This window comes from Bradyrhizobium sp. 4 (genome assembly GCF_023100905.1).
Taxonomy (GTDB): domain Bacteria; phylum Pseudomonadota; class Alphaproteobacteria; order Rhizobiales; family Xanthobacteraceae; genus Bradyrhizobium.
In genome coordinates this window covers 5355911-5369976 of the sequence record NZ_CP064686.1, presented here as the reverse complement: position 1 = coordinate 5369976, position 14066 = coordinate 5355911, and the positions used below count along the sequence as shown (strand labels likewise).

At 62.5% G+C, this 14066-nt stretch carries 9 protein-coding genes; 8 read left to right on the top strand and 1 reads right to left on the bottom strand.

Annotated elements, in window-relative coordinates; translation table 11 throughout:
• Positions 1–20: 20 nt before the first annotated feature.
• The 3 genes from asnB to IVB45_RS25555 are packed head-to-tail and all read left to right on the top strand — an operon-like array spanning position 21 to position 5282.
• On the top strand, positions 21–2063 hold the full coding sequence (gene asnB, locus IVB45_RS25565; RefSeq protein WP_247362740.1) for an asparagine synthase (glutamine-hydrolyzing): 2043 nt from the start codon (positions 21–23) through the stop codon (positions 2061–2063).
• Positions 2050–4074 carry an alginate lyase family protein gene (locus IVB45_RS25560; RefSeq protein WP_247362739.1) on the top strand — a complete coding sequence of 675 codons (2025 nt, stop codon included), beginning with the start codon at positions 2050–2052 and terminating at the stop codon, positions 4072–4074. The genes asnB and IVB45_RS25560 overlap by 14 nt, the downstream gene beginning before the upstream one ends.
• Positions 4062–5282, top strand: coding sequence for an oligosaccharide flippase family protein (locus IVB45_RS25555; RefSeq protein ID WP_247362736.1), 1221 nt, complete (start codon positions 4062–4064; stop codon positions 5280–5282). Before IVB45_RS25560 ends, IVB45_RS25555 begins: the two co-directional genes overlap by 13 nt.
• A 20-nt stretch (positions 5283–5302) precedes the next feature.
• Here IVB45_RS25555 and IVB45_RS25550 read toward each other — a convergent pair whose 3' ends face one another.
• Positions 5303–6283, bottom strand: coding sequence for a class I SAM-dependent methyltransferase (locus tag IVB45_RS25550; RefSeq protein WP_247501263.1), 981 nt, complete (start codon positions 6281–6283; stop codon positions 5303–5305).
• A gap of 83 nt (positions 6284–6366) precedes the next feature.
• Here IVB45_RS25550 and IVB45_RS25545 point away from each other — a divergent pair, with 83 nt between their 5' ends.
• From IVB45_RS25545 to IVB45_RS25525, 5 genes are all read left to right on the top strand, one after another.
• A complete protein-coding gene (locus IVB45_RS25545; RefSeq protein WP_247362731.1) occupies positions 6367–8022 on the top strand; it encodes a heparinase II/III family protein in 1656 nt (551 codons plus the stop codon).
• 1 nt (position 8023) lies between these two features.
• The gene (locus tag IVB45_RS25540) at positions 8024–9301 is read left to right on the top strand and encodes a glycosyltransferase family 4 protein (RefSeq protein WP_247362728.1); all 1278 of its coding nucleotides are present in this window, start codon (positions 8024–8026) and stop codon (positions 9299–9301) included.
• Between the two features lie 182 nt (positions 9302–9483).
• Positions 9484–10605, top strand: a complete 1122-nt coding sequence (wecB, locus tag IVB45_RS25535; protein ID WP_247362725.1) for a UDP-N-acetylglucosamine 2-epimerase (non-hydrolyzing) — start codon at positions 9484–9486, stop codon at positions 10603–10605.
• Complete coding sequence (gene wecC / locus IVB45_RS25530; RefSeq protein WP_247362723.1) at positions 10602–11867, top strand: UDP-N-acetyl-D-mannosamine dehydrogenase; 1266 nt, start codon at positions 10602–10604, stop codon at positions 11865–11867. Before wecB ends, wecC begins: the two co-directional genes overlap by 4 nt.
• Entirely contained in the window at positions 11864–13990 is a 2127-nt protein-coding gene (locus IVB45_RS25525) for a bi-domain-containing oxidoreductase (RefSeq protein ID WP_247362722.1), read from the top strand. The genes wecC and IVB45_RS25525 overlap by 4 nt, the downstream gene beginning before the upstream one ends.
• Positions 13991–14066: the final 76 nt, after the last annotated feature.

The following is a 14066-nucleotide window of genomic DNA, read 5'->3' as shown; positions in this document are numbered from 1 at the left end:
AACCAAGGGGATTGTTCTGAATGTGCGGAATAGTGGGTTTGCTATCTTACGGCGGCGCCGGCAGGGTCGATCGTAGCGTCCTGGATCGCATGCGCGACGCCATGGCGCATCGCGGGCCGGACGGCGGAGACGGCTGGGTTTCCGACGACCGCAGAATCGGGCTCGGCCACCGCCGTCTCTCAATCGTCGACCTCAACGTCGCAGCGACGCAGCCGATGCGCAATGAGGACGGCGCCGTCATCATCACCTTCAACGGTGAGATCTACAATCACGCCAAGCTCAGGCCCGAGCTCGTCGCCCGTGGGCACAAGTTCCGTACCGATCACAGCGACACCGAGGTGCTGGTGCACGGCTACGAGGAGTGGGGCCTCGACGGCCTGCTCGAGCGGATCGAGGGCGATTACGCGTTCGGGATCTGGGACGAGCGAAAGGGGCTACTGTCGCTCGCGCGCGACCGCGTCGGCGTCAAGCCGCTCTATTTCGCCCGGATCAAGGGATGTTTCGCCTTCGCCTCGGAGATGAAGGCGCTGGTTGAGCATCCCGACTTCGTGCGCGAGATCGACACCGCCGCGATGTATCATTACCTGTCGTTCCTGACGACACCGGCGCCGCTGACGATGATGCGCGGCATCTACAAGCTGCCGGCCGGATGCAGCATGTCGATCGATCGTTCCGGCAAGGCGACGATCTCGCGATACTGGGACGCGGTGCCCGGACGCGGCATCGACCCGGGCGAGACCGCCAATCTTTCGGAGGCGGCGCTCGAGGAGTTCTACGTCAGCGGCATTCGCGACCGGCTCCGCGCTAGCGTGGAGAAGCGGATGATGTCGGACGTGCCGATGGGCGTGTTCCTGTCGGGCGGCGTCGATTCATCGAGCAACGTGGCGTTGATGAGCGAATTCTCCAGCCGCCCCGTGGAGACCTTCACGATCGGATTCAGCGACTACAAGCATCTGAACGAATACGAGCAGGCCAATCAGATCGCACGTCAATTCGGCACCAATCATCATGAGATTGGGATCAGCAAGAAGGACATGATCAACTACCTGCCGCAGATGCTGCACTCGCAGGACGAGCCGATCGCCGACTGGGTGTGCATCCCGCTCTATTTCGTCTCCAAGCTCGCGCACGAAAACGGCATGAAGGTGGTCCAGGTCGGCGAAGGCTCGGACGAGCAGTTCTGCGGCTATTCAGGCTACATGACGTACCTGAAGATGTATCACAAATACTGGGCGCCGTTCCGCAAGTACCTGCCTCAGCCGGCGCAGCGCCTTGCGGCGGGCACCGCCAGTCTGCTTTCGGGGATTCATCCGAAGCTGCCGGTCTATGCGGACGTCATCGATCGCGCGGCCCGAAGCCGCGAGCATTTCTGGTCCGGTGCGATGGTGTTCCCCGATCTGATGAAGAGCCAGCTCGTTGACTCCGCCGCCATCGCGGCCACCAACGACGATCACGCGGACGCGGCGGGGTTGCTCGATCCCGAATATCTGAAGCTCGACAGCTTCAATATCGTCCGCAGCTTCATGGATCCCCTGGACGCCAAGTTCCCCAGCCTTGATCCGCTGACGCGCATGATCCACAGCGAGTTCAGGCTGCGCTTGCCCGAGCTACTGCTGATGCGGGTCGACAAGATCGGCATGTCCGAGTCGCTGGAAGCGCGCGTCCCCTTCCTCGACCACAAGCTCGTCGAGTTCTCGATGGACATTCCCGAGGAATGGAAGACCAAGGGCGGCGAACCGAAATATCTTCTGAAGAAGGCTGTCGAGGGCCTGATCCCCGACAACCTCATCTATCGGAAGAAGATGGGCTTCGGTGCGCCGATGAGCGAATGGATGCGCAGCGATTTCGGCCGTGCGGTCCGGACGTCGGTGTTCTCTTCGGGGTTGATGCGGCGCGGCTTCCTGAATGCCTCCTATATCGAGAAGCTGTTCGACTGGCACTTCACCGCACGGACCGATACCAGCCTGTATCTCTGGGCGATCTACAATCTGACCGCCTGGTATGATTTGTGGATCGATCGCAAGGCAGTCGATACGTCGCAGTTGTCCGATGCGGTTGCTTAACGCAGCGCGCCGCGTCAGGAGGATTCTCGGCAAATCTCCGGCCTATGTCGCGAAGCGAGCCTTGCAGGAGGGGCAGCGCGAGCTTGACCGCTGGCTTGCGCCGATGCGGGAGCGAGGCCTCTCTCGCGGGCGGCTGCTTGCGATGGCGCAGGCTTCCTCCATCGATGAATTGTGGATGCGGCTGCGCCAGCGCCCGTTTCCGGCCTGGACATCGGCGATGGATGCCGCGGCGCTCGACCGCATCGACCCTGGCGAGAGCGCTCGGATTCGCGACGCCGCGCGCCTCGCTTGCGCGCGAACGGTCGACCTTCTGGGGACCGGACCGGTTGCGCTCGGCAAGCCGGTCGACTGGGCCCGCGATTATCGCGTGGAAATGGGGTGGCCGGGCGGCTTCGCGCGATCGATCGACTACGTGAACCGTGATCGCCCCAGCGACGTCAAGGTGCCGTGGGAGATTTCGCGGCTGCAATGGCTGATTCCGGCGGGACAGGCTTACCTGCTCGATGCCGACGAACAATATGCTCACGCCGCGCGCGATATCCTGCAGGAGTGGATCGACGGCAATCCGCTCGGCTACACCGTGAACTGGTCCTGCACGATGGAAGCCGCGATGCGGCTCTTCACCTGGACCTGGCTATTTCATGTGTTCGCGAACAGCCCCTCGTGGCGCGACGATGACTTTCGCGCGAAGTTTCTGGCCTGCCTTTACCTGCACGGCGACTTCACGCTCAGGCACATCGAGAAAGCCGATGTCAACGGCAACCACTACACCGCGGATCTCGCTGGCCTGGTGATGGCGGGCCATTTTTTCGGCGACGTTGGGAATGCCGGTCGCTGGCAGGAGGCCGGCTGGCGAGGGCTGCAAGAGGAGATCGAAAAACAGGTTTTCGCTGACGGGGTCGATTTCGAGGCGTCGGTGCCCTATCACCGGCTGGTCTGCGAGCTCTTCCTGTGGCCGGCACTGTTCCGCAAGGCCTGCGGCGCCAGCCTGTCGGACAGTTATGTCCAGCGGTTGCGCGCGATGGCGCGATTTGTCGCAGCCTATTCGCGTCGCGACGGCTCCAGCCCGCTGTGGGGGGATGCCGACGACGCAAGAGCCCTGCCATTCGGCGGACAGAAACTCGGTGACCATCGCTATCTGGTCAGCCTGATCGCGTTCGCATTCGGCGATACAGATCTGGCGGCGCAAGCGGAGGGGCCTCGCTCCGAACTCGTCTGGGTGGTCGGGCCCGAGCTGGGCGCATCATTCGCGCCAGCCCCTCGCTCGCCTGCGTCGTCCATGGCCTTTCCGCACGGCGGTGCCTATGTGATGCGCGCCGGGGATCATCACGTATTCATCGATTGCGGCCCGGTGGGCCTCGCCGGCCGCGGCGGCCACGGACACAACGACGCGCTGTCGTTCGAAGCCTGGCTCGCCGGCGCACCAGTCGTCATCGACCGCGGCTCGTTCGTCTATACGGCCTCGTTCGAGAAGCGAAACGAGTTTCGTTCGACCTCGTCCCACAACACACCGGGAATCGATGGTGCGGAGATGAACCGCTTCGATCCCGGAAATCTCTGGAACCTCCAGGACGATGCGCAGGCCGAATGCACGACGTGGCGGACCGGTGACGAGCAGGACCTGTTCGCGGGCAGGCACCGGGGCTACCGACGCCTCGGCGTCGACGTTGCCCGCGAAATCAGCCTGGACAGGCAATCGGGCCGGCTCGAGATCGTCGATACCATCGATGGCCAGGGCGAGCACGAGATCGTTGTACCCTTGCATCTGGCGCCTTCCGTCAGTGTCGAGCGCAGCGGAGCCGCGATCCGCCTCGCTTCAGCTGGACGCCTGTTCTCCCTGTCGGCATCCGATGACGGCTGGGAGCTGACGATCGAGCCCACGTCGATCTCGCCGAGCTACGGCGTTGTCGAGCCGTCGCACAGTCTGGTGTGGCGGAGGCAGGGAGCCTTGCCGGCGAGGCTGGCGATAACGATCAAGCCGGACGGGAACGATTTCTCGTGCCCTCCCTGATCCATACCTACGCGGAGATGCTGCTGGCGCGGGGCCTGGCCATTCTCGGCTCGTTCGGCGTGGCGATCATGACCGCGCGCATGCTCGGTCCCGTCGAGCGCGGGCGCTATTACTACATCGTGACGCTTGCCGCGATTGCCCTGCAGATTGCCTCCCTCGGCATCCAGTCGAGCAACACCTACCTGATTGCGCGGACACCGGCGCTGCTCGCGCAGATCATGGCCAACTCGCTGTGGCTTGCGGTCCTGGCCGGTCTTGCGGCCGCGGCGGGCGTCATCGCATTCGATCTGGCGATCGGCGATCCCGAGCAGAGCTTCATGTTCGTCGCCATCGTAATGGCTCTGACACCGTCGCTGCTCTTGTTCCTCTACCTGTCCAATATCGCGGTCGCTCTCAATCGCCCCAGGACATTCAACGGTCTGATCATCCTCAACGGCGTCGCTGCCATCGGTGCGGCGCTGTCTGCCTCCTGGCTTGCTCCGCAACTCGGAGGATTTCTCGTTGCCGCGGTCGTCGCCTCGTTCGCCGCCTGCGTCGTTGCCTGGGCTGTCCTGGCGAAGGGCGTCGACATTCCGCGGCGATTCGACTTCAGGCTGTTCCGGGACGGTATCGCATTTGCGCTGCGGGCTCATGTCGCGACTCTGCTGGGATTCGTCATGGGCCGCATGAGCGTCATGGTGCTCAGGCAATTCGGCGAGTTTGCCGATATCGGTTACTGGTCGATCGCGGCACAGATTGCCGACGCGTTGCTGATCCTGCCCTCGACGATCGGCCTTCTGCTGTTTCCCGCGCTTGTGCGTGCGAAAGGTCCGGCGCGCATGCAGCAGTACAAGGTCGCGTTGCTACAGATCACCTTGCTGATGGCGCTGGTCTGCACGGCCAGCGCCGTGCTGGCGAGCCCGATCGTCACGATCATTTTCGGGAAAGCGTACGAGCCGGCCGTCGCCATCATTCTCGCGCTGCTTCCCGGCGTATTCTTCATCGGCGTCGCCTCCGCAGCCTCCCAGTTTCTGTCGGCGAGCGGATTTCCCTGGTCGCAAGTCATGGCCTGGCTCTGCGGGGCCACCCTGCAGGTCGTGCTCTCGGTTGCGCTGTTCGGACAGTTCGGTGCCGTCGGCCTGGCGTGGATTCAGAGTGCGAGTGCCGGATTCGTCTGTGTCTGGCTGCTTCTCAACAGCTTCAGGTCGGGCCTTTCCGCGGAGCTCTGACGTAAAGATCTCGAGCGAGGTCAGTTCGCCGCCGCCCTGTCTTCCGAGGGACGGATCGCTTCGATCATGAGATAGAGGCCGAGCTGGCGCGCAACAGCAAGCAGGAGCGTTCGCGGCCAAAGGCGCCGGGCGATCGACAGCAGACTTCCGCGATGACGCTGGCCCGTTGCGCCGGAGAGCAAGTCACCCGGGCTCAGCTCGACTTCCATCTTGGCCACCCGCAAGCCGCTGGCTTCGACGATCGTGGTTGCCTCCCTCGTCGAATAGGCCTTGGTACCGGGGCTCTCGAGATGGTTCGCATAGATCGAGGCAAGGCTCGACGACAAGCGTCCATAGCGAAGCCAGAGCATGAGTCCGACGATCGACCATTTGTGGTAGATCATGATCCGCGCAGAGCCCCCAGGCTTCAGCACCCGTGCAACTTCCTTGAACGCCCGCGTTGTATCGGCGCTGTGGTGCAGAACGCCCCAGCTATAGACGATATCAAACGTCGCATCCGGAAAAGGAAGCCGTTCCCCGTCCGCCACCTGGAGCTCAGATTCGAGTTGGGCGAGGGCGAGACGTTCGCGTGTCAGGTCGACGGCGCGCTGGGTCAAGTCAATGCCGCAAAGGCGAGCGGGCCCGCTGCGTGCCCATTCTTCATGGTCCGCACCCATGCCAACGCCGATCTCGAGGACAGCCTGCTGGTGCCCCTCTTCGAAGCGGGCGAAGGGCTCGATGAAAGGCTCGAGCTCGTACCTCGTCTCGCGCTGGCTGGAGAAGCGCTTTGAGGCGTCGATGCCGACGGCGTAGGCCGCCTCGCCGCAGGCCGCCTCGTTCCAGAAATCGCGGACAACCCGATTGTTCATGGGAGCGTTCTCATCATGGCGCAAGTGTATCCCCGCCACGAGGCTGGCACAAGAAAGGCCGCCGGCGACCTGCTGACTTGCCGGAGTTCCGAAGCCTCCGGGCTGCCAGCGCCCCGGGACCATCGGCCTTCGCGCTTGATCGGCAAGCCACAAGCGGGCTGTCTCACGACGGCCGCGCTATTGAACTCGGCGCCGAAAATGCTAACAGCGCTGGGCGAAATCAAGCCGGATGTGGAATGTCTGGGAAACTATGGGAGGATCCTGCGCGCCTGATCCGTACGGTGCGCCATTTGCGTTCCGAACAGATCGTCAATCGCATCAAACGGCGAATATTTCCGGCCAGAATTTCGCATGGACCCGCGCCCGGTTTGCGCGTTCCGGCGGCGGCATGGCGGAACGCTCCCGGACGGCCGGTCAGCATGCTGTCCCCCCGGCGTTTCCGGATTCTCGGGCAGGTGGCGGAGCTGCGGGACGGTGCCGGCTGGAACAATCCGGCAATGCCAAAGCTGTGGCTGTACAACCTGCACTATTTCGATGATTTGCGCGCCGAGGCAGCCGAGGCTCGTGCATCATGGCATCGCGCCCTGATCACCGCCTGGATCGCCGAAAATCGTCCCATGACGGGAAACGGCTGGGAGCCGTACCCGGTGTCGCTGCGCATCGTGAACTGGGTCGCATGGGCTCTTTCTGGCAATGACCTCGGCTATGCCGCACGCGATAGTCTGGCTGCGCAGGCGCGCGCGCTGAACGCTTCGCTCGAATATCATTTGCTGGGCAACCATCTGCTCGCGAACGCGAAGGCTCTTGTGTTCGCTGGTTGTTATTTCTCGGGAGCGGAAGCCGACCGATGGCGGCGCACCGGCCTTGATCTGCTGCAACGGGAGTGGCGCGAGCAGGTGCTTTCGGACGGCGGCCACTTTGAACTCAGTCCGATGTATCACGCCATCCTGCTCGAGGATGTGCTGGATCTCGTCCAGCTTTCGAAGATCTATCCGCAGGAGCTCGCTGAAGCGGCGTCGCAGTGGCCGGTACTGGCCGCGCGTATGCTGGCCTGGCTGGGTGAAATGGCTCATCCGGACGGGGAAATCGCCTTCTTCAATGACGCAGCGTTCGGCATCGCGAGGACGCGAGGGGAGCTAGCCGACTATGCCCGGTCGCTGAACGTAACCCGAAGCGGGGGCGAGGCGTCAGGTCGCTTGTTGGCCGACAGCGGTTACGTGCGGCTGCGTTCCGGTCCCTGGCTTGCGATCTTCGATGCTGCTGAAGTCGGTCCCTCCTACCTGCCTGGACATGCTCATGCGGACACGCTCTCGCTCGAAGTGTCGTTTGACCATCAGCGATTGATCACCAACTCCGGAACGTCGTCGTATGCCCACGATGCTATTCGGGACGAAGAACGATCGACCGGCATGCACGCGACGGTCGAGATTGATGGAGAAAACTCCACCGAAGTGTGGGCGAGTTTCCGCGTCGGTCGGCGTGCGCATCCGTTCGGCCGATCGGTATCTGCGACCGGCGAAATCCAATCCGCCTCTGCGAGCCACGACGGGTATCGCTGGCTGCCCGGCCGCCCCGTCCATTATCGCAGCTTGACCCTGTCTCCGACTTCGCTGGTCATTCGGGATCGTGTCACCGGCGACGGAAACCACGCGATCGTTGGTCGCTTTCCGCTACACCCCCTGGTTAGGGGCGTTCTCCCGGACGGGCCGGGCTGGTCAATTGAGTTGCCCGGCGGACAGCGGATTCGTGTGTCAGCCAGCGGAGCGTCGCAATTGTCTCTGAGCGAAGGGCATTATGCCCCGAGCTTTGGCCAGCGAATCTTGCGACCTGTCCTCGCATGGAGCTATACGGGGGGGTTACCAGTGGACGTCGAAACCCGGTTCGAGTTCTGATTTGCGCATACTTTTCGTCAGCGATCACTATCCCCCCGAGGCGAGTGCAGCGTCCATCCGCTGCAGCACGCACGCAAAGCGCTGGATCGAGCGCGGCCATCAGGTCACGATGGTGACCAATTTTCCGAATTACCCGGATGGCAAGGTGTTCGGCGGCTATCGGCAATCGCTCTACAAGCGTGAGATGTACGAAACGGTAGACGTCCTGCGCGTTCCGACGCTGGTGTTTCCGAATCGTGGTTCCATCCTGCGAATACTCGACTATTTGAGCTTCGTCGTGACGGCGAGCCTTGCTTCGGCTTTCATTGCGCGGCCCGACGTCGTCATTGCGACGTCGCCACACATCTTTGCCGCAATCGCAGGTTGGATCGTGGGCCGGATTCACCGCAGACCCTTTGTTTTCGAAGTGCGCGATCTTTGGCCGGACTCCATTGTCGCCGTCGGCGCCATGAAGGAAGGCCTGGTGGTGAATCTTATCCGGCGTGTGGAGCGTTTTCTCTATAGGCGCTCGGATCTCATCGTTACGGTCACTCATGCGACCCGCGATGTGCTAGTGGCGCGCGGAATCGACGCCGACAAGATTGTCGTTATCACCAATGGAGCGGACACAGCGAAGCTCGCCCCTGGGAGCGCGCCAGCGTCCTTGCGCCAGAAGCTTGGAGTCGCGAACAAGGTCGTCTTTTCGTACATCGGCACTGTCGGCATGGCGCACGGGTTGCAGCTCATCCTGGACGCGGCAGACGCGTGTCTGAACCGCGTTCCCGAGGCGCAATTTATCATCGTCGGATCCGGTGCGGAGCGCGAGGAGCTGCAGCAACAGGCCGAACGCCGGGGGCTGCGGAATGTGATGTTTGTCGGTCGCGTTTCGCACGATGAGACGATAGACTATTGGCGTCTGAGCGACGTCACGCTGGTCTTGCTGAAGAACACCCCGCTGTTCAGGACGGTGTTGCCATCGAAGGTCTTCGAGGCCCTTGCGACCGGCACACCGATCATCACCAATGTGCTCGGTGAGCTGGAACGTCTGCTGGAGCCGCTCGGCGCCGCGGAGATCATCGAGCCGGATAGTGTCGAAGCATTGGTCGGCGCCATCGGCGCATTCGCACGAGATCCGGCGCGCCGGCATTTGCTTGCAGCTAACGCCGCTACCGGGGGCAAGCGCTACGAGCGCGTGGCGCTGGCCGACAGCATGCTGGAAGCCCTGCAACGGCTGTGCCCTGGGAAACCCGAAGAACCGGGCCGGTCTGATCGCGGCGTCGCTCAAGACGAATGCAGCTAACTGCAGAGGTCGCCGCAAGCCGTCTCTAACTATCTGGAATTTAGAGGTTTTTTTGGAGTGGCGGCTTCCTGGCGATTCGCCGGGTTCCACTCCCGTTTGAGTTTGTATATTTGAGCGCGACTGGTTACACAGCGCCGCCGGGGGTCCCCCGGGTGAGCGCGAGCGGACAGCAAACCCGAAAGATGCGAAAAGTCATTGCAATATTTGGAACGCGTCCGGAGGCCATCAAGATGGCGCCGGTCGTGACTGAGCTGCGGCACAGCCAAAGCCTCGATCTGCGGGTCTGTGTGACGGGTCAGCATCGGGGCATGCTCGACCAGGTGCTGGATCTCTTCGCAATCAAGCCCGACTACGACCTCAACCTGATGTCCCCGAACCAGGCGCTGGATCAACTTACGGCCAAGCTTCTCGTAGGGATCGGGCAGGTGCTGGATCAGGAGAAGCCGAACCTGGTTCTTGTCCACGGCGATACCTCGACTACGCTCGCCGGTTCCCTGGCCGCGTTCTATCGCAGGCTGCCGGTGGGGCATGTGGAAGCAGGTCTGCGATCCGGCTCGCTGTCCGCGCCCTGGCCGGAAGAGATGAACCGCCGGGTCACGACGCTTGCGACCCGATTTCACTTCGCGCCAACCGAGCGGTCGCGGCAGAATCTCCTCGCTGAAGCGGTCGATCCTTCGCATATCCATCTGACTGGTAATACCGTCATCGATGCGTTGATGGAGACCGTGGAGCGGCTGAGGAATGCGCCCACCGTCGGCGCGGAATCGCGCGGACGTTTCAGCTACCTCGATCCCGATCTTCCACTGATCCTCGTGACCGGACATCGGCGGGAGAACTTCGGTGACGGATTTGAAAATATCTGCAATGCGCTGCTCGAGATTGTCACACGGAACAACGTGCAGATCGTCTATCCTGTCCACCCCAATCCCAACGTTCTGGAGCCAGTCCAGCGCTTGCTCGGAGCCCAGAAGCGGATTCACTTGATCGCTCCCCTGGACTACGAACCGTTCGTCTCTCTTATGGAGCGTTCGCGTCTCATCATCACCGACTCCGGCGGCGTGCAGGAAGAGGCGCCGTCGTTGGGCAAGCCGGTCCTGGTGATGCGCGAAACCACCGAGCGTCCCGAGGCAGTCGACGCCGGGACCGTGATTCTCGTGGGCACGTCCCGGGAGCGTATTGTTGAAGAGACAACCAGGTTGTTGACCGACCGCGATCACTATGAGCGGATGTCGCAATCGATTAATCCTTACGGCGACGGCGCCGCCGCAAAGCGAATTCGCAAGGTGATCGAGGACCAACTGTGAGCGACGTAAAGCTAAAAGCGATTTGTGTGGTCGGGCTCGGTTATATCGGGCTCCCAACTGCGGTCGTGCTCGCCTCGCGAGGTGTTTCGATCGTGGGTGTCGACGTCAGCGAGGCGGTCGTAGCCAAGATCAACCGCGGCCAGGTTCACATCGTGGAGCCCGACCTCGATGCAGTGACCGCGCGGGCGGTCCAGGTTGGAAAGTTGCGCGCGGCTACGAAGCCTGCACCGTCCGATGCCTTCATCATCGCCGTCCCCACGCCATTCCATCATGGGAAGGCAGACCTCAGCTATGTCGAAGCCGCCGCGGCATCAATCGCGCCGGTCCTGAAGAGCGGCGACCTCGTCGTACTCGAATCGACCTCCCCGCCGGGCACGACGGAACGAATGGCAGCTCAGCTTGCAGCACTGCGGCCCGATCTGCGCATGCCTGTTTCGGGAGACGAAGATTGCGACGTTCACATCGCCTATTGTCCCGAGCGCGTATTGCCCGGACGCGTGCTGGTCGAGTTGGTCGAGAATGACCGGGTGATCGGCGGGATCACGGCCAAGTGCTCTGCGCGTGCGGAGGAGCTCTATCGCATCTTCTGCACCGGTAGCCTGCTCAAGACTAGCGTCCGCACGGCGGAAATGTGCAAGCTGACCGAAAACTCGTTCCGCGACGTCGGCATTGCCTTCGCAAACGAGCTGTCGATCGTTTGCGACAAGCTCGGTATCAACGTCTGGGAGCTGATCCGGCTCGCCAACCATCATCCGCGCGTCAATATTCTGCAGCCGGGTCCGGGCGTCGGCGGCCATTGTATCGCGGTGGATCCCTGGTTCATCGTCGAGGCGGCGCCTCAGGAGTCCCGCCTGATCCGCACCGCGCGCGAAGTCAACGACGGCAAGCCGTCCTACGTTCTCGAGAAGATCAAGACGGCAATCGCCGGCGCGCGGTCGGTCGGCGCCTTCCCGAAGGTGCTGACGCTCGGGCTTGCCTTCAAGCCCGACGTCGACGATTTCCGCGAAAGTCCGGCGCTCGAGATCGCCGAAGAGGTGGCTGAGTGGAACAGCTGCGAACTGCTGGTGTCCGAGCCATTCGCCGCGCTGCTGCCGGGCAAGCTTGCTACGCACAAGAACGTCCGAATGATCCATGAGGTCACTCAGGCGATCGCCGAAGCGCATATTGTCGTAATGCTGGTCAATCATCGTGCCTACAATGAAATCGAGCTGGCCGAGCTAAACGGCAAGGTGGTAATCGACACCCGCGGAGTATGGTCGTGAAGCAGCTTCTGGTCCGTTCGGGCAAGGTCTTCCTGCAGGACGTCCCGGCGCCCGTCGCCGGTCCGAAGAACGTGCTGGTCCGGGTGGAGCGTTCATGTGTGAGCGTCGGCACCGAGATGGCCGGCGTCAAGATGTCGGGCCTGCCGCTGTATCGCCGCGCCCTCAAGCAGCCGCACCACGTCAAGCGGGTGCTTCAGCTCATGCGCGATCAGGGCGTGGCGCGCGTCTATAAGCAGGTCAAGGGCAAGCTCGATGCGGGACTGCCCACCGGCTACTCGGCCGCCGGCACAGTAATTGCCGTCGGATCGGATGTCGACGGGATCGCGGTCGGCAATCGCGTTGCCTGTGCCGGTGCAGGCGTTGCGAATCACGCCGAGGTCATCGATGTCCCGGTCAATCTCTGCGTTCCCGTCCCGCAGCAAGTCTCGTTCGACGCCGCCGCCACGGTGACGCTGGGGGCCATCGCGATGCAGGGCGTGCGCCGCGCGCAGCCCACGCTCGGCGAGACCATCGTCGTGATCGGGCTCGGAATTCTCGGGCAGATCACGGCGCAGCTCCTGACCGCCAATGGCTGCCGTGTCATCGGCACCGACGTGGACAACAAGCGCATCGCAACCGCGCTGGAAAACGGCCTCGATCACGGCATCAATCCGAATGAAGGCAATCTGGTCGATAACATCGTCAAGCTGACCGATGGTTTTGGCGCCGACGCCGCGATCATCACGGCGGCATCCGCGTCCAGCGACATTCTTGCGCAGGCGTTTCAATCCTGCCGCAAGAAGGCACGGGTGGTAATTGTCGGCGACGTCGGCCTGAACATGGCGCGGTCGGACATCTACACCAAGGAGCTCGATGTCCTGATCTCCTGCTCCTATGGACCCGGACGCTACGATCCCGTCTATGAAGAGGAGGGCGGAGACTATCCGCTCGCCTATGTCCGCTGGACCGAGAACCGCAACATGGCTGAATATCTCCGGCTAATCGCGGCCGGCCGTATTCGACTCGACAACATGTTGCAGGAGCCCTATGCGATCGACCAGGCAGAAGAGGCATATGGCAAGCTAGCGGGCGAGGGCGAGAAGCCGCTGCTGGTCCTTTTGCAGTATCCGCACCGCGAAGAGGCCGTGCGGTCCGTGTTGCAGATCGCACCTCCGAAGCCGGTCGATGGCCGCATCAAGATCGCGGTTGTCGGCGCCGGCAGCTTTGCGCAGGGCATGCACCTGCCCAATCTGAAGAAGCTCGGCGACAAGTTCGATCTCCGCAGCGTTGTGAGCCGCACCGGCCTGTCTGCACGCACGGCCGCCGAGCGCTTCGGCTTCAGCACGGCGAGCACCGACTTTCAGTCTGTTCTCGACGATCCCAAGATTGATCTCGTCCTCATCGCAACCCGGCACGACCTGCACGCCGAGATGACACTGGCGGCGCTGAAGGCCGGCAAGCACGTCTTCGTCGAGAAGCCAACGTCGATGACCGAGGAAGGCCTGGACTCGATCGAGGCATTCTACACGGCAAACCCGAACGGACCGCTTCTGATGACGGGTTTTAACCGGCGGTTCGCGCCCGCTGTCACTGCGGCGCGCGAAGTGCTCAAGACCCGTTTGTCGCCGTTGATCGTGAACTACCGCATGAATGCGGGGTACATTCCCCCAGATCATTGGGTGCATGGCCCACATGGCGGAGGCCGCAATATCGGAGAAGCGTGCCACATCTACGATCTCTTCAACGCGCTCACCGGCAGCCAGCCCGTTGAGGTTCAGGCCCGGTCCATTGTACCAGGCAGCGGCCATTGGCGCCGCGACGACAATTTCGTCGCAACGGTGCGTTACGGCGATGGCTCGCTATGCACGCTGACTTATTCTTCGTTGGGCTCGAAGGAGTTCTCCAAGGAGCGCTTCGATATTTTTGTGGACGGGAAAGTTCTCGTCCTCGACGACTACAAGCGATTGGATGTCACCGGCGCAAAGGGGGGCTGGAAGGGCCTGACCATTGAGAAGGGGCAACTCGAGGAGTTGGCGGCACTCGCCGAAGCCTTCAAGCCGGCCGGCAAATGGCCGATCTCGCTGGCCGATCAGTTGTCTGCGACGCGGGTCAGTTTCGCGGTCGAGAAACAGCTGACGGAGTGAGGCGGTGCGCTGCGTTGTAGGGGTCGGTAAGGATCGCCGCATGCCCGCGATCTCGTTGCGGTAGAACTCGACCATA